Below are 24,139 nucleotides of genomic sequence, written 5' to 3'. Positions count from 1 at the left end.
GGCAAAAGAATCGTCAGGTCTGCTGGATCAGCGACATCGCGTGCTCGACCAGCGTGACGAGCACGACCTTGACCGACTCGCGTTCGCGGGCGTCGGTGACGACGAACGGGACCTCGGGGCCGACCTGGAGTGCGTCGCGGACGTCCTCGACGTCGTGCTCCTGGACGCCGTTGAACGCGTTGAGCGCGACGACGAACGGGATGCCCCGCTGCTCGACGTAGTCGATGGCGCCGAAGCAGTCGGCCAGCCGGCGGGTGTCGACGAGCACGACGGCACCGATGGCGCCGCGGGTGATGTCGTCCCACATGAACCAGAACCGGTTCTGGCCCGGCGTGCCGAACAGGTACAGCACGAGGTCGTCGGCCAGCGTGATGCGGCCGAAGTCCATGGCGACCGTGGTGGTGCGCTTCTCGGGCAGCATGGAGAGGTCGTCGACGCTGGTCGAGGCCTCGGTCATGAGTGCCTCGGTTCGCAGCGGCTCGATCTCGCTCACAGCGCCGACGAAGGTCGTCTTGCCCACGCCGAAGCCGCCGGCCACGACGATCTTGACCGACAGTGCGTCTTGGTCGGCCTGTGTGCCGCCAGACACCTCAGAGTCGACGAAGGCCATCCCTCACCCTTTCCAGCACGCTCAGATTACGGGCCGGCTCCTCGGAGCCGGCGAAGGCCGCATGCGGGTCAGCGACCCGCACCAGTCCCTCGGTCTCGAGATCGGCGACGAGCACGCGGGCTACGCCGAGTGGCATCGAGACGATTGCCGCCACCTCGGCCACGGACCGCGGCGAGTGGCACAGCCGGAGGATACGTTCCCGCTCCGGCTCGGGGTCGGAGCCGTTGGTGCGGCCGTTCTTGGTGGTGGAGACGAGGGCCTCGATGGCGATGTCCTGCACCGGGCGCGTGCGCCCACGCGTCGCAAGGTACGGCCGTACCCTCCGGCCGTCAGGTGCCGCCATCGTTACCTCCTGACCATCGTCGGACCATGGATCTGCGCGATGCTGACCCGATCCCTACCACATCAGGCGCCCGCGCACGTCGTATCTCACCCCACCCGGGTGGCGGGGTTGAGGACGGCACCGACACGCTCGACGAGCAGGGCCATCTCGTAGCCCACCTGACCGAGGTCAGCGGTGGAGGCTGCCAGGACGGCCAGGTGCGCGCCGTCGCCGACCGCCATGACCAGCAGGAAGCCGTTGGACATCTCGACCAGGGTCTGCTGGACCGTGCCGGCGCCCAGGATCAGGGAGGCGCCGACCGTGAGGCTGGCCAGTCCGGACACCACCGCAGCGAGCTGCTCGCCGCGTTCGCGCGGCATGCCCGTGGAGCCGGCCAGGTGCAGACCGTCGGCCGAGACCACGACTGCGTGGGCGGCGCCCGTGGTGCGGTCGACGAACCGGTCGAGCAGCCAGCCAAGCTCGTCGCTGGAGGCGTTGGTCACGAATCGCTCCTCTCGGGGTCACTGGGCCGCTTCGGGACCCAGCCACCTGTTTCCTCCCGGCCACGCCCGACACCTCGCTGCAGGCTGGCCAGTGTGGAGGCCACGGTACTCGCGTCCTTGGACGCGGCCGCAGGCCGTCCAGTACTTTCGGTCTCGCCCAGCTCGCCGATGGAGCCGGGGACCAGCGAGGCACCGCGCCGCCGCAGCGGCAGGCCGGACGCGCTGAGCGCGGGCTCCGCCTGCGCGACCGGCTCGGGCACAGACGGCGTCTCGCGGTTCGCCCAGCCGGAACCGACCTGAGGCGAGGTCGCGATCGGCTCGGTGTCGCGCTGCCCGGCGCGGGCGCTGGCGGCCTCCTCGGCCGAGCGCAGCGCCTCCGCGGCCCGCCGCCAGCCCTCGTCGGCCGGGCTGGACCAGTCGCTGGACGAGCTGCCCGACCGGCTGAACCAGGCCGAGGCGACGGAGTCGTAGATGGGCGAGTCGCTCTCCGGGAGCACCGGCTCCGGCGCGCGCAGCGAGGCGCGGGCGGCGGCGGGCCTGGCCGGTGTCGCGGGCGGCACCGGTGGGGCGGGCGGTCGGACCTCGGGAAGCGGCTCCTGACGGGGCTCGCGGGTGGGCAGCGCCCCGCCCGTGGTTCCGTTGGTCAGCGGCTGCCGCCACGACTCGTCCGGCCGGGTGCCGTGGTCGGTGGTGAACCGGCGCTCACCGGTGTCGGTGAGGCGACGCTCGCCCGTCTCGGTGAGCTGTCGCTCACCGGACTCGGTCAGGTCGCGCTCGGCGGTGTCGGCCGGGCGGGTCTCCGCCGTGATGGGCGCGATGCGCGACTCGCCGGTGTCGGGACGCAGCCGCGACTCCTCCGGGCTGGGCCAGGTGGGCCGGCCGGCGTCCATCGCGGGCGCGGGCTCGGCCGGGCGTGGCTGGTCGGACCGGCCGGGCTCGGCCGGGAAGCGGGTCTCGTCGGACCGCTCCTCGCGACGGGTCAGGCCGGACGCCGTCGTCGGGGTGAGCGGGATCGACGGCGAGGAGTCGTCGCGACGCAACGGCGCCGAGCTCGGGGCGAGGCTCCACGAGTCGCCGAGGCCGCCGGACTGCTGCGGCGTGGCCGGCTCGGCCTGTACCGCCGGGATGACGCCCTCGCTGGTGTCGAGCGGCGAGAGGATCAGGTGCGCCGGGAGGTCGACCTGCGCGGCCGTGCCGCCCTCGGGCACCGCCTCGAGCCGCACCTGAATGCCATGCTTGGCGGCCAGCCGGGCGACCACGTAGAGACCCAGGGTGCGCGAGGCGGCGACGTCGATGTCACCGACGTTGCGCAACCGCTCATTGAGCTCCTCGAGCTGGCCGGGGGAGATGCCCAGGCCGGAGTCGGTGACCTGCAGGCGCAGGCCGCCACCGAGCAGCGGCTGGCTGGTCACCCGGACCGGCGTGGCGGGCGCGGAGAACTCGGTCGCGTTGTCGATCAGCTCGGCCAGCAGGTGGGCGATGTCGTCGACGGCGCCGGCGGTGATGAGGTCGGTCGGCATGACGCCGAACTTCACCCGGGGGTACTGCTCGACCTCGCCGACCGCGGTGCGGACGACGTCGAGGACACCGGCCGCGCTGGTGTGCTTGCGCATCTCGTCGACACCGGCGAGGACCAGGAGGCTCTCGGCGTGCCGCCGGACGCGGGTGGCCATGTGGTCGATGCGGAACAGCGTGCTCAGCTGGTCGGGGTCGCGCTCGCGTTGCTCGAGGCCCTCGATCTCGCCGAGCTGGCGGTCGACCAGCGACTGCGTGCGGCGGGAGAGGTTGACGACGATGGTGTCGAGGTTCTGCCGCAGCAGCGCCTGCTCGGCGGCGACCCGGACGGCTGTGGCGTGGACGTTGTTGAACGCGGTGGCGACCTGGCCGATCTCGTCGCGGCCCTCGGCCTGGACGGCGTCGGGCAGGTTGCGGGCCACCACCGGGCCGTCCTTGTGCACCCGGTCGACCAGCGCCGGCAGCTGGGTCTGCGCGGTCTCGAGCGCCGAGGCGCGCAGCCGGCGCAGCGGGCCGATGATGGACCGCGCCACGACGATGGCGAGGTAGACGGTGAGCGCCAGGACGGCGAGCACGCCGAGCGCGCTGAACAGCGCGGTCACCCGGGCGCTGTCGGTGCGGTCGGCGGCGAGGGACAGGACGGTGTTGCCGGACTCCTGCTGGATGTCGCGCAGGGCGTCGAGCCGCTCCGTCGACGCCGTCCACCAGTCCTGCTTGGAGACCCGCGGTGCGGCGCCGTCGGCGATGTCGGTGCGGGCCTCGGTGAGCGCGCGGTTGGCGACGTAGATCTCGTTGGAGTAGATGCGGGCCTGCTCGGTGAAGCCGAGGGCGCGGAGGAACCGGCCGTCGAGGAGCAGGTCCTGCTCACCCTGCAGGAGGACGGCCTGGTCGCGCTGGGCCGTCGTCGGCACGGTTTCGGGCTGCATGAAGTAGGCGACGATGCCGCGCTCCAGCGACGCCGACTCGACCGCCTGGGCGATGTCGGCGAGCGCTGAGATGCGGCGGGCCAGCGTGGGGTCGTCGGTGCCGGCGGCGGAGGCCGTGGCGAGCCGCTGCAGGGTCTCGGCGAACCGGTGGTAGCCGTCGGTGCCGCCCTCGTTGAAGGGCGGGTCGTCGGCGTCGCGCTGGATGCGGTAGTTCGACTCGTGCTCGGTGCCGCTCAGCCGGTCGACCTCGGTATCGAACTGCTCGACCGCGGCCTCGTAGCTGGCGCCGAGGTCGTCGCCGCGGCGCTCCTCGATCTCGTCGGACAGTGCCGCCAGGGCGGCGTCGGTCGTCTGGCGCGCATTGTCGACCGACTCGGCGTCGGCGCCGCCGCCCTGGGCGAGACCGGTGATGTCGCGTTCGTCCTGGAGTGCCTGGAGCGCCTGGAGCGACACCATGCCGACCTCGGCCAGGCTCTCGGTGCGCGAGGCCGACGACGCCTCGTCGAGGGCGTTCTGGAAGAACAGCGTGCCGAGCACCAGCGTGCCCAGCAGCGGGAGGAGAACCAGTGCGGCGACCCGCGACCGGACGCTGCGGTCGTGCAGGAAGGACTGCCAGAACGACCGCGAGCGGTCGCTGTCGCCGCCCTCCCTCGCACGGCCGGACTTCACGGCTGGGCGCTGGTCTGCTGGGCGCAGGTTCGCGCGCGCCCGCTTCGTGGCGCCGTCGTTGCTACGGCGTCCTCGGGCGGTCCGCGTCATCGATGATCCTTCCTCTGTCGTCCCCCATGGCCGCTCGACAATGAGCGACTCGGGCCCCTCATGGCCGCCGTCGTGCTCCGGGACGCACACGCGCCGCTAGACGACGCTTGCTGCCCGGCAGCGTTCTGTCAATAGGCGACCGATGGGTGAAACACCTCAATCTGGCACACGATCCCACCGGAGCATGACGGAAATGGTAGACGAGCCACGTCAAACTGCCGCATCGCTGATGGGATTCTCATGCCGTTCGGCCGATCGGGGCTCGTACCAACGCCCGGGCGTCGGTACGAACGCGAGGGAGCCGGCACCCCGTGGGGCGCCGGCTCCTGTCACCCGTGCGACGCTCGCTCAGCGCTCGATCTCTCCGCCACATTGGTCGAGATCTCGGCTTCGCTCGCTCCGGCAGGGGCTTCGTCGCCGCGGCGAGCCGCGTTGCGGCGACGCCCCTGCCTCCGCTCGCTCAGCGCTCGATCTCTCCGCGGATGAACTGCTCGACCTTCTCGCGGCAGACGTCGTCGGAGTACTGCTCCGGCGGCGACTTCATGAAGTAGGACGACGCGGAGAGGATCGGCCCGCCGATGCCGCGGTCCTGTGCGATCTTCGCCGCGCGGATGGCGTCGATGACGATGCCGGCCGAGTTGGGCGAGTCCCAGACCTCGAGCTTGTACTCGAGGCTCAGCGGGACGTCGCCGAAGTTGCGGCCCTCGAGCCGGATGAACGCCCACTTGCGGTCGTCCAGCCACGCCACGTAGTCGGACGGGCCGATGTGGACGTTGCGCGGCTCAAGGCCCTCGACCAGCTGCGAGGTGACCGACTGCGTCTTCGAGATCTTCTTGGACTCCAGCCGCTCGCGCTCGAGCATGTTCTTGAAGTCCATGTTGCCGCCGACGTTGAGCTGGTAGGTCCGGTCGACGGTGACGCCGCGGTCCTCGAACAGCTTGGCCAGCACGCGGTGCGTGATGGTGGCGCCGATCTGCGACTTGATGTCGTCGCCGACGATCGGGACACCAGCGGCGGTGAACTTGTCCGCCCACTCCTGGGTGCCGGCGATGAAGACCGGGAGGCAGTTGACGAACGCCACCCCTGCGTCGATGGCGGCCTGCGCGTAGAACTTCGCGGCCTGCTCCGAGCCCACCGGCAGGTAGCAGACGAGCACGTCGACCTTGGCGGCCCTCAGCGCGGCGACGACGTCGACCGGCTCGCTCTCGTCCTCGACGATGGTCTCGCGGTAGTACTTGCCCAGGCCGTCCAGCGTGTGGCCGCGCTGCACGACGACGCCGGTGGGCGGCACGTCGCAGATCTTGATGGTGTTGTTCTCGCTGGCGCCGATCGCGTCGGCGAGATCCTGCCCGACCTTCTTCGCGTCGACGTCGAACGCGGCGACGAACTCGACGTCACGGACGTGGTAGTCGCCGAACTGAACGTGCATCAGCCCGGGGACCTTCGTCGCCGGGTCGGCGTCACGGTAATAGTGCACGCCCTGCACGAGCGAGGCGGCGCAGTTACCCACGCCGACGATGCCAACACGTACCGAGCTCATCGGCCGTTCTCTCCTTCGTTTCCGGTGGGGGGCGCCGGTGGCTCACCGGCCCCTGGGGTGGGCATGGCGCCCGGTGGCCTGTCGATCGAGCGCCGTTCGGCGCTGATCAGGTCGTCGAGCCACTTGACCTCACGCTCGACCGACTCCAGGCCGTGCCGCTGGAGCTCCAGCGTGTAGGCGTCGAGCCGCTCGCGGGTGCGCGACAGCGCCGAGCGGAACTGGTCGAGCTTCTCCTGCAGCCGGCTGCGCCGGCCGATGAGGATCCGCATGCGGGTATCGGCGTCGGCCCGGCCGAAGAACGCGAAGTGCACACCGAAGTGCTCGTCGTCCCAGGCCGATGGTCCGGTCTGGGAGAGCAGCTCGGCGAAGCGCTCCTTGCCCTCCGGGGTGAGCCGGTAGGCGATGCGGCCGCGGCGCCCGCTGCGATGCGGAGCCGGCGTCACCAAGGTGTCGACCGGCTGGTCCTCCGCCAGGTAGTTCTGCCGCACCATCGCCTTGAGGGTCGGATACAAGGTGCCGTACGAGAAGGCTCGCCCCCACCCCAGCAGCGAGTTCACCCTCTTGCGGAGCTCATAGCCGTGCAGCGGCGCGTCGTGGAGCAGGCCCAGGATGGCCAGCTCCAGCGCCTCTGCCCGCTTGCCCACGAGGTACGCTCCCTTGCATCATTCAGATCGATGTATCGAACCGATACATCCATACGATAGTTCAGGACGATAGAACGTCTCCGACGTGAACCGCAAGTGACCGGCCTCACGATCGCGCTGCCGCAGGCCCGGGCCCTGTACACCGGCGTGACGGGTGGGACGGCTGTGCCGTCACACGCAGGTTTGAAACGTCCGAGGCCGGAGCAGGATTGGCGTGATCGAGCATGGAGCGTCGTAGGCTCTGCATGAATCCGGGGCGCCTCATCGCGCGCCCCGGAAGGCCGATGTCCGCGAACCGACCGGGAACTCTGTGACGAACGAAGGGCGACGCCGCGCGGGCGACCGCGCGCGTACAGCCGCGTCCCGGAACGCGGCTCCGAGAACCGCCGCGTCCGCCGGAGCGGTCCCGTCGGCGACCCCTGAACGCGGCGGCCGCCGCTACGCCGCCGGCCGTAACGGCAAGAAGGGCGCCAAGGGCCGCCGCAAGGGCTGGCGCCGGTTCGTCTCCTGGAAGGCGTTCGGTCTCTACGCACTCGGCATGATGCTGCTCGGCGTCGCGGGGGTCAGCATCGCCTACGCCATGACGGACATCCCCGAGGCCAACGCGTTCGCCCGGTCCGAGGCGACCATCGTCTACTGGAACGACGGCGAGACCGAGCTGGGCCGGTTCAGCGCCGAGAACCGCGAGACCGTCGACATCTCCGACATCCCGCAGGCCTGCCAGGACGGCGTCGTGGCCGCCGAGGACCGCAGCTTCTACGAGAACAACGGCTTCGACCCGGTCGGCATGATGCGCGCGGGCATCGGCTACATCCGCAACAACGGGTCGACGGCGGCCGGCGGTGGCTCCACCATCACGCAGCAGTACGTCAAGAACTACTACCTGACCCAGGAGCAGACCCTCACCCGCAAGGTGCAGGAGCTGTTCATCTCGGTCAAGATCGACCAGCAGCTGGACAAGGACGACATCCTCGCGTCCTACCTCAACACCATCTGGTTCGGCCGCGGCGTCTACGGCATCCAGACCGCGTCGCGCTCCTACTTCGGCAAGCCGGTGTCCGAGCTCGGCACCGCCGAGTGCGCGGCGCTGGCCGGCATCCTGCGCTCGCCCACGCGCTACGACCCCACGCTGGGTCCCGAGAACGCCGAGCGGTACGAGCGGCGGTTCCAGTACGTCGTCGACGGCATGGTCGAGATCGGCAAGCTCGACGCCGCCACCGCCGACACCCTGGTGCCGCCCGCCGTCGTGCCGGAGCAGAACACCAACGTCTACGGCGGTCCGAACGGCTACCTGCTCCAGCAGGTCCGCAACGAGCTGCTCGACAACGGCTTCACCGAGAACGAGATCGACACCGGCGGTCTGCGCGTCGTCACGACGTTCGACCCCAAGGCGCAGTCGGCAGCGATCCAGGCCGTGGAGGCGGAGCGGCCGAAGGAGGACGCCGACGGCGTCCGCGTCGCCCTCGCGGCGGTCACACCCGGCGACGGCGCGGTGGTCGCGATGTACGGCGGGCCCGACGCCGTCGAGCAGCCGTTCAACGACGCCATCGACGGCTCCGTCCAAGGCGGCTCGGCGGTGAAGCCGTTCACGCTGGCCACGGCCCTGAGTCAGGGCATCTCACTGGAGAGCCGCTACTCCGGCAACACCCTCACCGACCCGATCCTCGGCCCGCCCGTGCACAACCAGGGCGACGAGGAGTACGGCGAGGCCATCGACCTCGTCACCGCGACCGAGCAGTCGATGAACACGGCATACGTCGACCTCGCCTTGGATATCGGGCCCGACACCATCGTCGACACCCAGCTGGCCTCCGGACTGACCTACGCTGCCGACGAGGAGGCCGACCTGCGCCTGGACCCCCGTGTCACCATCGGCATCGGCCACGTCCGGCCCATCGACATGGCCGAGGCGTACGCCACGCTGGCAGCGGGCGGCCGGCACGCCGACTGGTACACCGTCCGCTCGGTCACCGAGCCCGGCGGCAACGTCCCGTACCGCGTCGAGCCCGTCCCCGAGACGGTGCTCGACGCGGGCGTCGTCGCCGACACCACCTTCGCGCTCAGCCAGGTGGTCGAGAACGGCAGCGGCCGCGAGGCGCAGAACCTCGGCCGGCCGGCCGCCGGCAAGACCGGCACCCACGAGGACCTCACCGCGTGGTTCTCCGGCTACGTGCCGCAGTTGTCGGCCAGCGTCGCGATCTTCCGCGGCGACGGCGAGACCGCCGGCACCGTGTCGCTCGACGGCGTCGACGGCATGGACACCTTCACGGGTGGCGCGTTTCCGGCCCGCATCTGGACCGCGTTCATGGCCGGCGCGCTGGAAGGCATCGAGGTCGAGGAGTTCCCGGAGCCCGCGGAGGTCGGCGAGCCGGTCAACCCGTCGCCGACACCCACGCCCACCCCGACCGAGAGCCCGACCGAGGACGAGAACGGCGACAACGGCAATGGCGGCGGTGACGGCAACGGCGACGGTGGCGACGAGTCCGGCTCGGACGAGTCCGGCGACGGTGGTGATGTGTCCGGCGACACCGGCGGCGACGAGTCCGGGAGCGAGTGGGGCGGCACCGACGGCGGAGACGGCGACACGGGCGGCGACCCCACCGAGGAACCCACTGAGGAACCCACCGAGGAACCCACCGAGGAACCGACCAGCGACGACACCGGCAACGGGAACGCCAACGGCGGTACCTGGGGTGACGCCGGCGGTACCGACCGCTGACGTCACGCCGTCCGTCTAGGCTGTCGACTCGTGTCGGTGCCGCAGCAGGGCCGCGAGGAGTCCGCCGCGCCCAGTCGTGAGGATCCGGTCGTCGCGGGCCTGAGCGAGGCGATCGGTGGGCCGTTCGGCCGCCATGCGGCCACGCCGCGGCGCTGGTGGGGTCCGGTCCGGATCGCGCTGCTGGTCGCGGTCGTCGTGCTGGCGCTCGGGTTCCTCGCCGACCAGCCCTGCCGGGCCGACGGCTGGGCCGACCGCGCGGACCGGTCGATGTGGACGTCGCTGTGCTACAGCGACGTCGCGTTCCTGTACCGCGAGCGCGGCTTCGTCGACGGGCTGGTGGCCTACCGCGACAGCCTGCTGGAGTACCCGGTGCTGACCGGCGCGGTCATGCAGGTGACCGCGGTCGCGGCGGCCGCGCTGTACGGCGCGTTCGGCGGTGGAGGCGGGCTCCCGCCGGCGATCGCGGAGAGCGTGGTCTTCTTCGACCTCACCGCTGTGATCATGGCGGTCGCGGCGCTCGGCGTGGTGGTCGCGACCGCTCGCACGGTACCGCGCCGTCCGTGGGACGGGCTCCTGGTGGCGGCCTCGCCGTTGCTGCTGCTCAGCGCGTACGTCAACTGGGACCTGCTGGCGGTGCTGGCCACGGCACTGGCGATGCTGGCGTGGTCGCGTGACCGGCCGCTGCTCGCCGGAGTGCTGATCGGGCTCGGCACTGCCACGAAGCTGTACCCGGCGCTGCTGCTCGGCGTGCTGGTCCTGGTGGCGCTGCGGTCGCCGGACCGGCGCGGCGCGCTGCGCGATGCCGCCGTGGCCGTGGCGGGTGCCGTCGTCGCGTGGTCCGCGGTGAACCTTCCGGTGGCGTGGTGGGCGCCGACCGGCTGGCGCGAGTTCTTCACGTTCAACGCCGACCGCGCGGCCGACTTCGGGTCGACGTGGTTCGCGGTGGACCTGCTGGCGCCGGACCTGCTGCCCGAGTCCGTCGACGACCTCGTCGTTGCGTCCGCGGTGGTCTTGCTGGTGCTCATCGCCGCGCTCGCCCTGACGGCGCCGGTCCCGCCCCGCGTCGCCCAGCTCGCCTTCCTCGCCGTCGCCGCGTTCTTGCTGGTGAACAAGGTGTGGTCGCCGCAGTACTCGCTCTGGCTGCTGCCGCTGGCGGTGCTGGCCCGGCCGCGGGTGCGCGACCTGGCCGTCTGGCAGGTCGCCGAGGCCGTCTACTTCCTGCTCGTGTGGCGCTACCTGGCCACGCTCTACGACCCGTCGGCGCCGCTGCTGTCGAACGACCAGTACGCGCTGGCCATCATGCTGCGGATCGCCGGGCTGCTCTGGCTCGTTGTCATGGTCGTGCGCGACATCCGCCGTCCCGAGGAGGACCCCATCCGCCGGTTCCTCACGCCGCCGCCTGGCGCCGTCGAACCCAGGCACCGGCGCCGGGGGGCGATGCCGGCATGACGGCGCGGACGCTGGCCGAGCGGGTGCGCGCGATCGACTACGACTCGCTGGGCATCTGGCTGGCCAGCCGGGTTTCGATGTGGGTGATCGCCGGCGCGACCGGCTGGATGTTCGTCGCCCAGGGCCAGGACGTCGTCCCTGCGCTGGACCGGTGGCATCAGTGGGACTTCTGGCACTACGCCGGCATCGCGATCCACGGCTACGGCGGCGAGCCCACCGGCGTGCCCAACGAGGCGTTCTTCCCCGGCTTCCCGGCGCTGCTGTGGCTCGGCGCCGAGCTGGGGCTGCGGCACGTCCTCGCCGGGCTGGTCGTGTCCGTGCTGGCCGGCGCCGTCGCCGCGGTGGCGCTGGGCCGCATCGGCGAACTGGAGGGCGGCGAGCGGATCGGCCGGCTCACCGTCCTGGTGTGGGTGACGTCGCCGTCGGCGGTGTTCCTGGCCGCCCCGTACACCGAGTCGCTGTTCCTCGCCTGCGCGCTGCCGGCCTGGCTGGCGGCGCGGCGGCAGCACTGGCTGGCGGCCGGCGTGCTGACGGCGCTGTCGTGCACCGTGCGGGTCAGCGGCCTGTTCCTGGCGGCGGCCATCGCCGTCCAGTGGCTGACGACGCGGCGCGAGGCGATCGAGCGGACCGGCCGGCCGTGGTGGTCCGGGCTCGGCTGGCTGTTCCTGCCCGCGCTGCCGTTGCTGGCGTGGTCGCTGTACCTGGAGTCCGAGACCGGCGACTGGCTGGCGTGGCTGCATGCCCAGGCCGAGGGCTGGGACCGGCACTTCAGCTGGCCGTGGACGGCCTTCGACACCACCTGGCAGGCGGCGTTCGGTGGCACCCAGACGCCCGGGTTCGCCTGGATGTTCCGGGCCGAGATCGTCGCCATGCTGGTCGGCGTCGTGCTGACGGCTGCGCTGCTGTGGTGGCGTCGCTGGGGTGAGGCGACTTGGGTCGGCCTCCAGGTCATCGCGTTCGGCACGTCGACGTGGTTCTTCTCGGTGCCGCGGGCCACGCTGCTGTGGTGGCCCCTGTGGGTGACGATCGCCCTGCTGGCGGCCCGGCGGCGCTGGGTGCTGTGGGCGTACCTGGCGGTCTCGGTGCCGTTGATGTCGGTGTGGGCGGCGGCCTATCTGACGGGTCGCTGGGCCGGCTGAGCTCTGACCGAGGCCGGGCACGGCGTGCCCATGACGCCGAGCCGGTGATCCGTTCACCCACGCGTTCCGGAGGGTTCACTCACCGCCACCAATATCGGCCATGACCGTAATGTTGCATGCACGAGTAACACCCGATCAGGGAGGTTCTCGTGTCTGATGCCCCGTCCACCGTCAACCGCCGCTCGATCCTGCTCGGCGGCACCGCCGCCGTCGGCCTCGGCTTGGCGGGCCTCGCCGCCGAACCGGCCGCGGCCGCTCAGCGGGGCGCCGGGCGCGGCCCGCTGACGACGAACCCGTTCACGCTCGGCGTGGCGTCAGGGGACCCGTGGCCCGACAGCGTGGTGCTCTGGACCCGCCTGGCCACCGACCCGCTCGCCGACAGCGGACTCGGCGGCATGCCCGACCGCGACCTCGTCGTTCAGTGGCAGATCGCGACGGACGAGCGGTTCCGGCACGTCGTGCGCGGCGGGGCGACGACCGCACGATCCGCGGCCGCGCACAGCGTGCACGTGGAGGCCGGTGGCCTGCGCCCGGGCACGGAGTACTACTACCGCTTCCGTGCCGACCGCCACATCTCGCCGGTCGGCCGGACCCTCACCATGCCGGCGCCAGGCACGATGCCCGACCTGACCATGTGCTTCGCGTCGTGCGCGGACTACGGCGACGGCTACTTCACCGCGTATCGACGGCTCGCCGAGGACCACCCGGACCTCGTCCTGCACCTCGGCGACTACCTGTACGAGTACCCCGCCAACTCCGGCGACATCCGAGCCGTGCTCGGCCCGGAGATCCGCACACTGGCCGACTACCGCCGGCGGTACGCCCAGTACAAGGCCGACCCGGATCTGCAGTCGGCCCATGCCGCCGCGCCGTGGCTGGTGATCTGGGACGACCACGAGATCGAGAACAACTGGGCCGGCGAGGTGCCCGAGGCACCCGACCCGGGGTTTCCGGACCGGCGGACCGCGGCCTTCCAGGCCTACTACGAGAACATGCCGCTGCGCCGGACGGCCCGCCCCCGCGGAACCGACATGCGGCTCTACCGCAGGTTCGCCTGGGGCGACCTCGCCACCTTCCACATGCTGGACACCCGCCAGTACCGCGACGATCAGGCCTGCGGCGACGGCCTGCGAGTCGACTGCGCGGAGCGGCTGGACCCGAACCGCACCATGACCGGCACCGAGCAGGAGCGCTGGCTGATCAACGGGTTCCACCGTTCCCGAGCCCGCTGGGACGTACTCGGCCAGCAAGTGTTCTTCGCCCAGCGCGACCGAACCTACGGTGAGCTGCAAGGTTTCGACATGGACTCCTGGGACGGCTATCGGGCCAGCCGCGACCGGATCGCCGCCGCGATGGGCGGCAGCCAGGTGCGCAACGGTGTGGTGCTCACCGGTGACGTGCATCGGCACTGGGCCGCGGACCTCAGGGAGAACCCCGACCAGCCGGATTCCGCGGGCGTCGGCGTCGAACTGGTCACCACCTCGATCACCAGCACGGGTGACGGCAACGAGAACACGAACTCGCGCGAGCTCTCAGAGAACCCGCACATTAAGTTCTTCAAGAACCGCCGCGGCTACGTCCGCACCAGGTTCACCGAGGGCGAGCTGCGCGCGGACTTCCGCATCCTGCCCTACGTCACCGCTCCGGGTGCCGAGGCGCAGACGGCGGCGACGTTCGTCGTCGAGGACCGGGACCCGACCCTGCACCCGGGCTGAGCGCGACGTCAGTCCCAGGCGAGGGTGTCGAAGGACGTCGTCGTGAAGCGGACCTCGACGTCGGCCTCGTCGCCCACGGCCGGCGGCTCGACGCCGTCGGGGAGCCAGATCATCGAGCACTGCATGTGTGGCGGCTCGGCGAACCAGCGCTGCTTGCCGGCGACGCGGAACGGCGAGAGCGCCCGCCCACCCGCCTCCAGCCCGCCGCGGGCCAGCGCCGTCGCCCGCTGCCGCAGCGTGCTCGCCGCCGTCGGGGCCTGCAGCGCGATGCCGTGTGCCGTCCCGCCCGCGACCACCACGACGGTGCCGTCGCGGCGGGCGCGGCGCTGCCGGTAGCCGTACGTCTCGCCGCGCCGGACCCGGTGCACGTCGAGGACGGCCGCCTTAGGGGTCAGCCCGGAGCGGTCGCCGAGCCAGAGCGCCGTCGCCACCCGCAGCCGCACCTCCGCGGACGTGGCAATGCCCACCGCCGCGGCCCGGGCGGCGGTGAGATGGCTGACCCAGATCGTGCGGGCCGCCGCCGGCACCGCCTCGAACGCCTGCCGGGCCAGCGTCGTCGCCTCGGCGGTGTGGTCGCCGGCCAGCGGCAGGTGCAGCGCGAACCCCTCGAACCGCACGTCGTCGAGCAGCTTCGCCGTCTCGGCCAGTTCGCCGGGGACGATACCGTGCCGCCGCATGCTCGTCAGGACCTCGACGACGACCCGCGGCCGGGCGGTTCCGGCGGCCAGCTGGCGTAGGTCCTCCAGCCGCGACACGGTGTGCACGACGCGGTCGTCGCCGAGCGCGCCGGCCAGCCAGGGCCGCCACGGCGTCAGCACCAGCACGTCGCCGCCGAACTCGCCGGTGACGGCCGGGACCTCCTCATAGGTGCCGGCGGCCAGCGTGGCCACCCGGAGCCGGGCCGCCTCGGCCGCCAGCACGGCGTTGCCGAAGCCGTAGCCGTTGCCCTTGGCGACGGGGACGACGGTGACGCCCGCCTCGGTGGCGTCCTCAACGTAGCGACGCACCCGGCCGCGCCACTGGCCGGCGGCGATGTGCAGGGTCAGGGACAACGGGGTCAGCTCCGGCGCTTCATGTAGAGGTCGAAGGCAGAGTAGAGCACCCGTGAGATGGGCAGGTCCCACTCCCCGAGGTACTCGACCGCCTGCCCACCGGTGCCCAGCTTGAACCGGATCAGGCCGGCGTGCGGGTCGTCCTCGGACAGGGTGTCGGTGATGCCGCGCAAGTCGTAGACGGCGCAGCCCTCGGCCAGCGCGTCCTGCATCATGCGCCACTGGATGGCGTTGGAGCCGCGGACGTCGCGCTTGGCCGTCGTCGAGGCGCCGTAGGAGTACCAGGCGTGCGTGCCGACGCGGGTCATGGTGGTGGCCGCGACGAGGTCGCCCTCGTGGTGCGCCAGGTACAGCCGCAGCCGCTCCGGGGCCTCGGCGGTCATGGCCGCCCACATGCCCTCGAAGTAGGAGAGCGGGCGGGACGTGAAGCCGTCGCGCTGGGCGGTCTCGGCGTAGATGCGGTGGAACTCGGGCAGGTCGGCGGCGGTGCCGGACGAGACGACGACGCCGGCCTTGTCGGCCTTCTTGATGTTGCGCCGCCACAGCTGGTTGAAACCCTTGAGCACGTCGTCGGCGTCGCGTCCCTCCAGCGGCAGCTGGAACACGTGCCGCGGCTGGCCGGCGGCGAACCCGTCGATGTCCGCGGGCGGGCGCCAGCCCAGCGCCGTCAGCTGCTCGGCCAGCGCGGTGCCGGTGGCGGTGGTCTCGTCGGCCGGCAGGTCGCGCAGCCGGGTGATGACGGGATCGGCCAGGGCGTTCTTGAGGGTGGCGTTGTGCCACCGGCGGGTCACCACCGCAGGCCCCATGCGCAGGCCGAACGCGCCCTGAGACTTGACGTGCTCGGCCAGCGGGGCGAGCCACCGATGCAGGTCGCCGGCGGCCGCGGCGCCGTCCCAGTCGATGCTCGGACCCTCGGGAATGTAGGCGAGGTAGCGGCGGATGCGCGGCGCCTTGCGGTACAGCACCAGCGCCACGCCGACCAGCTTGTCGCCGTCGAACCAGCCGACGGAGCCGGACCGCCAGTCGCGCTTGACCACACCCCACGCCGGCGTCTGGAGGAAGCTGACCGAGGGCCGCTCGGCGATCGCGGCGAGGTGCTGGTCGCTGGTGATCTCTCGGACGGCGAGGGCGGGGGAGCGTGTCACGGGGCGAGGGTACCCGGTTCCGGTGTGGACCCGAGAACGATCACGAACGTCCGGGAGTGTCCGGTTGGGCCGGGCGGGTGAACTCCGCGTCGATCTCCAGCACCACAGTCTTGCCGATCAGCACGCCGCCGGTCTCGAGCGCCCGGTTCCACGTGAGTCCCCAGCGCTCGCGGTCGATCTCGGTGCGCGCGCTGAGACCCACGACCTGGGCCCCCCACGGGTCGAAGCCGACGCCGTCGAAGCTGGCCCGGAACTCCACCGGCCGGGTGGTGCCGCGGATGGTGAGGTCGCCGGCCAGCACGAACTCGTTGCCCTCGACGTGGGCGATGCGGGTGGACCGGAACGTCAGGTCCGGGTGGTGGACGACGTCGAAGAAGTCGGCCGAGCGGAGCCGCTCGTCCCGGTCGTCCTCGCCGGTGCCCAGGCTGGCCGTCCCGACGACGACCTCGACGTGCGACGCCGTGGGGTCTTCGCCGACCGTCAGCGTGGCGCGGACGTCGCCGAATCGCCCCCTGATCTGCCTGACCATGAGGTAGCGGACGGCGAAGGTGACGTCGGCGTGCGCGGGGTCGAGCGTGAAGACGCCGGCGCCCGGCACGGTGAGCCCGTTCCACGGGTGCACGTTGCGGGCGGTGTGCGCCTCGGCCATGGCCTGCCCTTTCTCTGGCGAATGTGCTTCAACGTTCAATATCTTGCGCCGTCAACCATTGTTAGCATCAGCATCTATGGCGACGACGCGAATCATCGACGACGACCGGCTCACTGCCGTGGGGCTGCTCGTCGAGGTGCATCGGGGGCTGACGCAGAAGTTCGCCGCCCGCCTGGCCCGCCACGGCCTGTCCGAGAACGAGCTGGAGATCATGCTGCGGCTCGGCCGCACGCCCAACACCCAGCTGCGCATGAGCGACCTCGCTGCCCAGACCAGCCTGACCACCAGTGGCGTGACCCGGGTGGTCGACCGCCTGGAACGGGCCGGGCTGGTGGTGCGCGCCAGCTGCGACACCGACCGCCGCGGCACCTGGGCGGTCCTCACCGACGCCGGCCTGGAGCGCGTGACGGCCGCCGTCGCCGACCACATGGAGGACGTCGACCGCTGGTACACCGGACTGCTGACGCCCGAGCAGCTGGCCGCCCTGACCGAGGCACTGCGTATCGTGCGCGACACCGTCAGGCCGGAGGCCGTCGCCGGCGTGGCGGAGGCGGCCCGGGCGCGGCCGCGCGTGGACGTCTGATCCGCTCGGCCGGGGTGGCCGGCTGCCGTGGGTCCGGCCGGTGTCCGGGGATGCCGGCCCCGCCCGCCTCGCTCGTTCCTCGCTCGGACGCCCGAGCCTGCCCCGCCGGCATCCCCGGACACCGGCCTGGCTGACCTGTCGTCCCGCGGTCCACGGGGGCTCGCCGCCCACCGCCGCTAGCGGGCTTCGAAGTAGTTGAGGAGGTAGGCGACGTCGTCGTCCTGGCCCTCGGCCGGCGTTTCGACGATGGCGTCGGTGCCCGCCGCCTCGATGACGGCGACGATGGCCTCGCCGCCGATGGTGCCCGTGCCGATGGTGGCGTGCCGGTCGGCGCCGGAGTCGAACGGGTCGCGGCTGTCGTTGGCGTGCACGAGGTCGATGCGCCCGGTGATGGCCCGCGTCTTCTCCACCATGTCCTCCGGCGCGATGCCGGCCGAGAAGGCGTGACAGGTGTCGAGGCAGAAGCCGAACCCGAACTCGCCGACGGCGTCCCAGAGCATGGCCAGCCGGTCGAGCTTGCGGGCCATGGCGTAGTCGCCGCCCGCGGTGTTCTCGATGAACACCGGCACCTTCGCGTCCAGCCGCTCGGCGGCCTTGCGCCAGTTGTCGGCGCCCACCTGCGGGTCGTCGCCCTTCAGCACGTGGCCACCGTGCACGACGAGGCCCGCCGCGCCCACCTGCGCCGCGACGTCGACGTGCTGCTGCAGGATCTTGCGGCTGGGGATGCGGATGCGGTTGTTCGTGGTGGCGACGTTGACGACGTACGGCGCGTGCACGTAGACCGTCAGCCCGGCCGCCTCGGCGTCGGCCTTGAGCGTCTCGGCGCCGCCCGGGTAGGCCAGCTTCGGCGCCTTCCAGTCCTGCGGGTCGCCGAGGAAGATCTGCACCGCGCCGGCCCCGGTGGCCTTGGACGTCGTGATGGGGTCGCCCTGCTTCACGTGGGCTCCGATGCGCTGCTCAGCCATGCCACAGACGCTACCGCGCGGCGCTGACAGGTCGGCGGCTGCCGTGATCTCGGCCTACGCGCCGTCGCCGTAGGGTGCAGGGGTGGGCGAGGGCAGTTGGCGGGAGCAGCGGCGGGACGTTGTCCGGGCGCAGGCCGAGGCGCTCGCGCGCAAGCAGGCGGCCGAGACCGAGCGGGCCAAGGCGCTGGTCGCGGAGTTCGTCGCCGCGATGACGGCGGCCGGTGTGCCCGCGCACCCGCTCCGGGCGCGGGCCGCCGAGGGCGCCGTCCGGTACAAGACGGGGCTGCGCGGCTGGTACGTCCGCCGCAACGGGGCCATGGCGGTGGGTGAGGATGGCGCCTTCTACCTGATGGACGTGCCGCGGTCGCCGCGGTCGCGGCTGCTCGGCGTGCGCATCGCGCCGTCGGACCCGCCGCTGCACGTGGGCGTCGGCGCCCGCGACGGCGAGTCGATGCCGCTGGAGCGGCTACTGCGCCAGCGGCTGGAGGCCGGGCCCGACTTCTGACGGTTTCGTAACGCTCCCACGCGCCGGGCGAAACAGTGCCGTCACGGCGGCGCGCTGGCATGGGTCGCCATGAGCCGCTTTGCGATGCCCGATGACGATGTCACCGCCGAAGTGGGCGCCAGACTGGCGCGCGGCCTCGGCCGGCGAGGACTGCTGCGCGCGATGGGCACGCTCGGTGCGGCCATCGCGGCGGCGGTCCCGCTGGCGGGCCGGGCGAGCGCGGACGCCGACGCCGTACCCGCGTCCCGGGTGCGGCTGCCGGGACGCGTCTTGCAGCCCGGGACCGGCCCCATCGATGGCCGGCACTACCTGCGCAGCGACCCCGACCAGGTGCTGTGGGGATACCTGCCCCGCGTCGGGGACGAGCCGGTGCTGCGGATGCGCTCCGGCGAGACCGTCACCATCGACACCGTCTCGCACGAGGGGATCCTCGAGGATCAGGGCCGAGACCCGGTCGCGTACTTCGCGAACAAGGGCGTGCGCCGCCGTGACGTGCTCGACGACGCCATAGCGATCGCCGCCGGGTACGACCGCACCCCGCGCGATTTCGACGTCGACGGGCCCCACGTGGTCACCGGTCCGGTGTTCGTCGAGGGCGCCGAGCCGGGCGACGTCCTCAAGGTCGAGACGCTGTCGGCGCTGCCGCGGGTGCCGTACGGCGTCGTGTCCAGCCGGCACGGCAAGGGCGCGTTGTCCGCCGCGTTCGCCGATCTCGCTCGCTCCGAGGTGATGCCGCCCATCGAGACCGACGGGCGGGCCACCGGCGACCCGGTGCGCTACGGCAATGTCTCGACGTTCACGCCGGTGACCACCCGGCGCGGCAGCGCGGTCGGCCGTCTGCCAGTGGGCCACTCCGGCGAGGTCACGTTCCCGATCGAGCCCTTCGCCGGTCTCATGGGCGTCGCCACCACCAGCGCGGCGTCGGCCACCGACCCCTCCGTCAACTCGATCCCGCCCACGAAGGGCGGCGGCAACATCGACATCAGCTTGCTCGGCCTCGACTCCGCGTTCTATCTGCCGGTGGTCGCCGAGGGTGCGCTGTTCCACGTCGGTGACCCGCACTTCGCCATGGGCGACGGCGAGGTGGCGCTGACGGCGCTGGAGGGGTCACTGCGGCTGACCTTCCGGCTGACCGTGTGCAAGCGCGGGGACGGCCGTGCCCCGGGCGTCGCGTTCGGCTACCCGTTCGCGGAGACGCCTGACGCGTGGGTCCCGATCGGGTTGTCCGACCCCGACGGCGCCATCGGTGGCCAGGTGAGCGACCTCGACGTCGCCATGCGCCGGGCCGTCGTGAACGCACTGGACTTCCTGCAGGACGAGCTCGGGATGGACCGCTCGACGGCGTACGCCTACCTTTCGGCCGGAGCCGACTTCGCCGTCTCCCAGGTGGTCGACCGTACAGTTGGCGTGCACGGAATCATCCGGAAGGAGCATTTCCGCCACCGCGCCTGAGACGCGCAGGTCACACCCTGTGGACAACCGAATCGGCGTTTCGGCTCAACGCTGGTAACCTTGCCAGCGGCCTGGTCATGCACGGACCTGTGTGCATCCGACCGGGCCATCGACGTTCAGCCCTCCTGCCACGGAGAGACCGTGGCCGCGAAGACCACAGGAGGTGATCCGGCATGCGTCGTTATGAGGTCATGGTGATCCTGGACCCCGAGTCCGAGGAGCGCACCGTTGCCCCCAGCCTCGAGCAGTACCTCGGGGTCGTGCGTGAGTCCGGTGGCTCGGTCGAGAAGATCGACATCTGGGGCCGCCGCAAGCTCTCGTACGAGATCGGCAAGAAGAGCGAGGGCATCTACGCGGTGCTCGACGTCACGTGCGAGGCCGACACTGTGGCAGAGCTCGACCGCCAGCTCGGACTGTCCGAGTCGGTGCTGCGTACCAAGGTCGTTCGGCCGGAAGCCCACTGAGAGGGACCACCAATGGCAGGCGAGACCGTCATCACGGTCGTCGGCAACTTGACCGACGACCCTGAGCTGCGCTTCACGCCCAGCGGCGCCGCGGTCGCGAACTTCCGCGTCGCGTCCACGCCGCGCACGTTCAACCGGCAGACCAGCACGTGGGAGGACGGCGACCCGCTGTTCCTGTCGTGCTCGGTGTGGCGGCAGGCGGCCGAGAACGCCGCCGAGTCGCTGCAGCGCGGTATGCGTGTCGTCGTGACGGGCCGGCTCAAGCAGCGCTCGTACGAGACCCGCGAGGGCGAGAAGCGCACGGTCATCGAGCTCGACGTCGACGAGATCGGTCCGAGCCTGCGCTACGCCACGGCCAAGGTCACCCGGACCCAGCGGTCCGGTGGTGGTGGCGGCGGCTTCGGCGGCGGCGGCGCCCCTGCCGGTGGCAACGACCCGTGGGCCACCCCGTCCGGCGGCGGTGCGCCGCAGGGCGGCGGCAACGACCCCTGGGGTGCCCCGGCCGGTCCGCCGGCCGACGAGCCCCCGTTCTGAACACCAGGTAATCAGCGTTCGGGGGCGGCTCTGGAGGCCGCCCCGCTCGAGAACGCGCCCGTCAACCCATCCCGGTCAGCCGCGGCCAGCGAGGCGACCGGGCTCCCCGAAGGAGGAGCACCACGATGGCAAAGCCCCCGCTGCGCAAGCCGAAGAAGAAGGTTTGCGCCTTCTGCAAGGACAAGGTCGACTACGTCGACTACAAGGACACCTCGCTGCTGCGGAAGTACATCTCCGACCGCGGCAAGATCCGGGCCCGTCGCGTCACCGGCAACTGCACCCGCCACCAGCGCGACGTCGCCACGGCGATCAAGAACGCCCGCGAGATGGCGCTGCTGCCGTACACCTCGACGGCTCGCTGAGAACGGGAGAAGACGCCATGAAGCTGATTCTCACTCAGGAAGTGCCGGGGCTCGGTGCCGCCGGTGACGTCGTCGAGGTCAAGGACGGCTACGGCCGCAACTACCTCGTGCCGCGTGGCTTCGCGATCGCGTGGACCAAGGGTGGGCAGAAGGAGATCGACTCCATCCGCCGCGCCCGTTCGGCCCGCGAGTTCGCCGACCTCGACTCCGCTCGTGCGGTCAAGGCGCAGCTCGAGGGCACGGCCGTCAAGCTCGCCGCCAAGGCCGGCGACTCCGGCCGGCTGTTCGGCGCCGTCACCTCGGCCGACATCGCGACGGCGGTCACGGCGTCCGGTGGCCCGGCCATCGACAAGCGCCGCATCGAGGTGGGCGCGCCGATCAAGACGGTCGGCACCCACCGCGTGACCGTGCGCCTGCACCCCGAGGTCGCCGCCGACGTCGCGCTCGAGGTCGTCCCGGCCTGACGCCCGTCACACGAGCTATCGGATGTCGTCGGGCCGGGCATGGCTCCAGCCACGGTCGCCCTGGCCCGGCGTCCTGCACCAGCGATAAGAGGAGGCCTCCGGCCCCCTCTTATCGCCGGTCTGCCCGACCCTCCTGAGTAGGCCCGCGCGCCAGCACCATGCTGGCCCGCGGGCCTCTCTGTCTCTCCGGCGGGTTCTCCGCCAGGTCGTTGACGTGGAACCTTTCCCGCATCTGGGTACGTTCACTGCACGGACCCCCACGGACGACGGAGCCCCATGCTCGACCGAGACACGCGCAGTACGCGAATGCGCATCCAGAACGTCGCGCTGGAGCTGTTCGCCGAGCAGGGCTACGACAAGACGTCGCTGCGAGAGCTGTCCGAGCGCCTCGGCATGACGAAGGCGTCGCTCTACTACTACTTCAAGAGCAAGGACGACATCGTCCAGAGCCTGGTCGACGACCTGCTGACGGCCGTCGACGAAGTGGTCGACTGGGCCCGTGGCCAGGAGCGCACGCCGGAGAACCGGCGCGAGCTGATCGAGCGGTACGCCAAGGCGATCCGCAGCCAGGGCACGCCACTGCTGCGGTTCCTCATGGAGAACCAGCCGGCGCTGCGCGTGCACGAGTGCGGCGGCGCGTTGCGCGACCGGATGCGGGTGCTGGTCGACTTCGTCGTCGATCCCCGCGACCCCCTGCCGGTGCAGCTGTGCGGCCGCATGGCGTTCTTCGCGCTGCACGGCGCCCCGATGATCATGAACGACGTCGAGGCGACCTCGGACGAGGTCTTCGACGCCGCGTGTGCGGTGGCGCTGTCGATGCTGCCCGGGGACGACGACGGCGAGCGCCCGCCGTCCTGACACAGCCTGCGACAATCGGGGGCGTGGGATCGCTCCGGAGCATCGTCGCGCCACTCGCCGTGCGCCGGCTGGTCCGCCGGGGCGTCCACCTGCTGCTCGGCGGCGTCATCCTGCTCCCGTACGTCCTGCTGATCATCGGCTTCGTGCAGTTGTTCACCGAGCCGGGGACGCCGTACGTGCCGGCCGGGGTGCTGGCGGCGGTCACGTTGGTCATCGCGACGGTGCCGCCGTTCCTGCCGGCGATGCGGGCGCTGGAGATCACCGCGACCCGCGGCCTGCTCGACGTCGACCTGCCCGACCCGGCCGCCGACCCGCCGTGGGAGAGCCGGCTGTTCGGTGCCGGCTGGTACGTGCTGCACCTGCTCAGCGGCGGTGCGGCGATGGCGGCGGTGCTGTTCTCCGCCCCGACGGCGGTGCTGCTGGTGGTGCGCGGGCTCGGGTTCGACGACGGGCGCGGGATCGCCGGGCTGTCGCTGCTCGACGGCGTCACCGGGGTGTGGGCGGTACTGCTCGGGCTCGGGCTGGTCGTGGCGACGGCGTACCTGGTGGCCGGGCTCGGCGCGCTGCTGGCATGGTTCGCGCCGCTGCTGCTCGGCCCGTCGCCGGCCGAACTGCGGCTGGCCATGGAGGCGCAGGCCCACGAGTTCGCCGAGCGCAACCGGCTGGCCCGCGAGCTGCACGACTCCGTCGGCCACGCCCTGACCGTGACGACGCTGCAGGCGGCGGCCGCGCGCCGGGTGCTCGACTCCGACCCGGAGTTCGCCCGCCGCGCGCTGGTCGCGGTCGAGGAGGCCGGCCGGGCGGCCATGGAAGACCTCGACCACGTGCTCGGTGTGTTGCGCGCGGGCGGGACGGCACCGGACGCCGACGCGTCGCCGCAACGCACACTGGCCGACCTGCCCCGGCTGATCGACGACACCCGGACCACCGGCATGGAGCTGGAGGCGACGGTCGACGGCGATCTGGCGGCGGTGCCGCCGGTGCTGTCACGGGAGGCGTACCGGATCGTGCAGGAGGGCCTGACGAACGCGGCCCGGCATGCGGAGCACGTGCCGGTCCGGCTCCGGGTCGCCGCGACGGCGGACGGCCTGGACATCGACGTGTCGAACCCGCTGCCGGACGGCGCGGCGGCGGGTGGTGCGTCCGGCCGGGCGAACGGTGGCCGCGGCCTGAGCGGCATGCGGGAGCGCGTGCGGTTGCTGCGCGGCGAGTTGTCCGCGCAGGCCGCGGACGGCGTGTGGCGGGTGCGGGTGCATCTGCCGGGG

At 71.9% G+C, this 24,139-nt stretch carries 23 protein-coding genes; 13 read left to right on the top strand and 10 right to left on the bottom strand.

Annotation, left to right across the window (positions count from 1 at the left end; all coding sequences use genetic code 11):
* Positions 1–13 precede the first annotated feature (13 nt).
* The 6 genes from E1262_RS02635 to E1262_RS02610 all read right to left on the bottom strand — a co-directional run bounded on the left by E1262_RS02635 (position 14) and on the right by E1262_RS02610 (position 6,819).
* Positions 14–610, bottom strand: a complete 597-nt coding sequence (locus E1262_RS02635) for a GTP-binding protein (protein ID WP_132101501.1) — start codon at positions 608–610, stop codon at positions 14–16.
* Complete coding sequence (locus E1262_RS02630) at positions 591–890, bottom strand: DUF742 domain-containing protein (protein ID WP_238992797.1); 300 nt, start codon at positions 888–890, stop codon at positions 591–593. Before E1262_RS02630 ends, E1262_RS02635 begins: the two co-directional genes overlap by 20 nt.
* Before the next feature lie 149 nt (positions 891–1,039).
* Complete coding sequence (locus E1262_RS02625; protein ID WP_053203669.1) at positions 1,040–1,435, bottom strand: roadblock/LC7 domain-containing protein; 396 nt, start codon at positions 1,433–1,435, stop codon at positions 1,040–1,042.
* Positions 1,432–4,635 (bottom strand): sensor histidine kinase, encoded by a 3,204-nt coding sequence (locus E1262_RS02620; RefSeq protein WP_132101499.1) that lies wholly within the window; start codon positions 4,633–4,635, stop codon positions 1,432–1,434. The genes E1262_RS02625 and E1262_RS02620 overlap by 4 nt, the downstream gene beginning before the upstream one ends.
* 460 nt (positions 4,636–5,095) lie before the next feature.
* Positions 5,096–6,175: an inositol-3-phosphate synthase gene (locus tag E1262_RS02615; protein ID WP_132101498.1), complete on the bottom strand. Its 1,080-nt coding sequence runs from the start codon at positions 6,173–6,175 to the stop codon at positions 5,096–5,098.
* Positions 6,172–6,819: a PadR family transcriptional regulator gene (locus tag E1262_RS02610; RefSeq protein WP_132101497.1), complete on the bottom strand. Its 648-nt coding sequence runs from the start codon at positions 6,817–6,819 to the stop codon at positions 6,172–6,174. The genes E1262_RS02615 and E1262_RS02610 overlap by 4 nt, the downstream gene beginning before the upstream one ends.
* Positions 6,820–7,129: 310 nt before the next feature.
* Between E1262_RS02610 and E1262_RS02605 the strand changes: the two genes are divergently transcribed.
* From E1262_RS02605 to E1262_RS02590, 4 genes are all read left to right on the top strand, one after another.
* The gene (locus E1262_RS02605) at positions 7,130–9,538 is read left to right on the top strand and encodes a transglycosylase domain-containing protein (RefSeq protein WP_132101496.1); all 2,409 of its coding nucleotides are present in this window, start codon (positions 7,130–7,132) and stop codon (positions 9,536–9,538) included.
* 30 nt (positions 9,539–9,568) lie between these two features.
* On the top strand, positions 9,569–10,987 hold the full coding sequence (locus E1262_RS02600) for a glycosyltransferase family 87 protein (protein WP_132101495.1): 1,419 nt from the start codon (positions 9,569–9,571) through the stop codon (positions 10,985–10,987).
* Positions 10,984–12,126 (top strand): mannosyltransferase family protein, encoded by a 1,143-nt coding sequence (locus tag E1262_RS02595; RefSeq protein WP_132101494.1) that lies wholly within the window; start codon positions 10,984–10,986, stop codon positions 12,124–12,126. Before E1262_RS02600 ends, E1262_RS02595 begins: the two co-directional genes overlap by 4 nt.
* 149 nt (positions 12,127–12,275) lie before the next feature.
* Positions 12,276–13,841, top strand: coding sequence for an alkaline phosphatase D family protein (locus tag E1262_RS02590; protein ID WP_132101493.1), 1,566 nt, complete (start codon positions 12,276–12,278; stop codon positions 13,839–13,841).
* A gap of 8 nt (positions 13,842–13,849) precedes the next feature.
* On the opposite strand, the gene E1262_RS02585 is transcribed toward E1262_RS02590, so the two are convergent.
* The 3 genes from E1262_RS02585 to E1262_RS02575 are packed head-to-tail and all read right to left on the bottom strand — an operon-like array spanning position 13,850 to position 16,687.
* Positions 13,850–14,893 carry an alanine racemase gene (locus E1262_RS02585; protein ID WP_132101492.1) on the bottom strand — a complete coding sequence of 348 codons (1,044 nt, stop codon included), beginning with the start codon at positions 14,891–14,893 and terminating at the stop codon, positions 13,850–13,852.
* Positions 14,894–14,898: 5 nt separating this feature from the next.
* A complete protein-coding gene (locus tag E1262_RS02580) occupies positions 14,899–16,038 on the bottom strand; it encodes a lipid II:glycine glycyltransferase FemX (RefSeq protein WP_132101491.1) in 1,140 nt (379 codons plus the stop codon).
* Positions 16,039–16,078: 40 nt separating this feature from the next.
* Positions 16,079–16,687: a YceI family protein gene (locus E1262_RS02575; RefSeq protein ID WP_132101490.1), complete on the bottom strand. Its 609-nt coding sequence runs from the start codon at positions 16,685–16,687 to the stop codon at positions 16,079–16,081.
* Between the two features lie 76 nt (positions 16,688–16,763).
* On the opposite strand from E1262_RS02575, the gene E1262_RS02570 reads away from it, so the two are divergent.
* Entirely contained in the window at positions 16,764–17,270 is a 507-nt protein-coding gene (locus E1262_RS02570) for a MarR family winged helix-turn-helix transcriptional regulator (RefSeq protein WP_132101489.1), read from the top strand.
* Between the two features lie 176 nt (positions 17,271–17,446).
* Here E1262_RS02570 and E1262_RS02565 read toward each other — a convergent pair whose 3' ends face one another.
* Complete coding sequence (locus E1262_RS02565) at positions 17,447–18,235, bottom strand: deoxyribonuclease IV (RefSeq protein WP_132101488.1); 789 nt, start codon at positions 18,233–18,235, stop codon at positions 17,447–17,449.
* Between the two features lie 82 nt (positions 18,236–18,317).
* Here E1262_RS02565 and E1262_RS02560 point away from each other — a divergent pair, with 82 nt between their 5' ends.
* From E1262_RS02560 to E1262_RS02525, 8 genes are all read left to right on the top strand, one after another.
* A complete protein-coding gene (locus E1262_RS02560) occupies positions 18,318–18,740 on the top strand; it encodes a hypothetical protein (RefSeq protein ID WP_132101487.1) in 423 nt (140 codons plus the stop codon).
* Between the two features lie 84 nt (positions 18,741–18,824).
* Positions 18,825–20,192, top strand: coding sequence for an acetamidase/formamidase family protein (locus E1262_RS02555; protein WP_132101486.1), 1,368 nt, complete (start codon positions 18,825–18,827; stop codon positions 20,190–20,192).
* Positions 20,193–20,365: 173 nt separating this feature from the next.
* A complete protein-coding gene (rpsF, locus tag E1262_RS02550) occupies positions 20,366–20,656 on the top strand; it encodes a 30S ribosomal protein S6 (protein WP_132101485.1) in 291 nt (96 codons plus the stop codon).
* Between the two features lie 12 nt (positions 20,657–20,668).
* A complete protein-coding gene (locus E1262_RS02545) occupies positions 20,669–21,190 on the top strand; it encodes a single-stranded DNA-binding protein (RefSeq protein ID WP_132101484.1) in 522 nt (173 codons plus the stop codon).
* A 125-nt stretch (positions 21,191–21,315) separates the two neighbouring features.
* Positions 21,316–21,552, top strand: coding sequence for a 30S ribosomal protein S18 (gene rpsR / locus E1262_RS02540; protein WP_026877935.1), 237 nt, complete (start codon positions 21,316–21,318; stop codon positions 21,550–21,552).
* 17 nt (positions 21,553–21,569) lie between these two features.
* Entirely contained in the window at positions 21,570–22,016 is a 447-nt protein-coding gene (rplI, locus tag E1262_RS02535) for a 50S ribosomal protein L9 (RefSeq protein WP_119661007.1), read from the top strand.
* A gap of 306 nt (positions 22,017–22,322) precedes the next feature.
* Entirely contained in the window at positions 22,323–22,874 is a 552-nt protein-coding gene (locus tag E1262_RS02530; RefSeq protein ID WP_203453475.1) for a TetR/AcrR family transcriptional regulator, read from the top strand.
* A 23-nt stretch (positions 22,875–22,897) separates the two neighbouring features.
* Positions 22,898–24,139: sensor histidine kinase (locus tag E1262_RS02525; protein ID WP_238992796.1), on the top strand; the 1,242-nt coding region annotated here is incomplete at its 3' end.

This window comes from Jiangella aurantiaca (genome assembly GCF_004349105.1).
Classification (GTDB): Bacteria; Actinomycetota; Actinomycetes; order Jiangellales; family Jiangellaceae; genus Jiangella; species Jiangella aurantiaca.
Note: the sequence above shows the minus strand (reverse complement) of the source record. Positions and strands in the feature narration are given on the sequence as shown.

Excerpts from the sequence above, each read along its gene's own strand:
- E1262_RS02635 (WP_132101501.1), bottom strand. The coding sequence starts at position 610 with ATGGCCTTCGTCGACTCTGAGGTGTCTGGCGGCACACAGGCCGACCAA.
- E1262_RS02620 (WP_132101499.1), bottom strand. The coding sequence starts at position 4,635 with ATGACGCGGACCGCCCGAGGACGCCGTAGCAACGACGGCGCCACGAAG.
- E1262_RS02615 (WP_132101498.1), bottom strand. The coding sequence starts at position 6,175 with ATGAGCTCGGTACGTGTTGGCATCGTCGGCGTGGGTAACTGCGCCGCC.
- E1262_RS02595 (WP_132101494.1), top strand. The coding sequence starts at position 10,984 with ATGACGGCGCGGACGCTGGCCGAGCGGGTGCGCGCGATCGACTACGAC.
- E1262_RS02575 (WP_132101490.1), bottom strand. The coding sequence starts at position 16,687 with ATGGCCGAGGCGCACACCGCCCGCAACGTGCACCCGTGGAACGGGCTC.
- E1262_RS02570 (WP_132101489.1), top strand. The coding sequence starts at position 16,764 with ATGGCGACGACGCGAATCATCGACGACGACCGGCTCACTGCCGTGGGG.
- E1262_RS02565 (WP_132101488.1), bottom strand. The coding sequence starts at position 18,235 with ATGGCTGAGCAGCGCATCGGAGCCCACGTGAAGCAGGGCGACCCCATC.
- E1262_RS02555 (WP_132101486.1), top strand. The coding sequence starts at position 18,825 with ATGCCCGATGACGATGTCACCGCCGAAGTGGGCGCCAGACTGGCGCGC.
- rpsF (WP_132101485.1), top strand. The coding sequence starts at position 20,366 with ATGCGTCGTTATGAGGTCATGGTGATCCTGGACCCCGAGTCCGAGGAG.
- E1262_RS02545 (WP_132101484.1), top strand. The coding sequence starts at position 20,669 with ATGGCAGGCGAGACCGTCATCACGGTCGTCGGCAACTTGACCGACGAC.
- rpsR (WP_026877935.1), top strand. The coding sequence starts at position 21,316 with ATGGCAAAGCCCCCGCTGCGCAAGCCGAAGAAGAAGGTTTGCGCCTTC.
- rplI (WP_119661007.1), top strand. The coding sequence starts at position 21,570 with ATGAAGCTGATTCTCACTCAGGAAGTGCCGGGGCTCGGTGCCGCCGGT.
- E1262_RS02530 (WP_203453475.1), top strand. The coding sequence starts at position 22,323 with ATGCGCATCCAGAACGTCGCGCTGGAGCTGTTCGCCGAGCAGGGCTAC.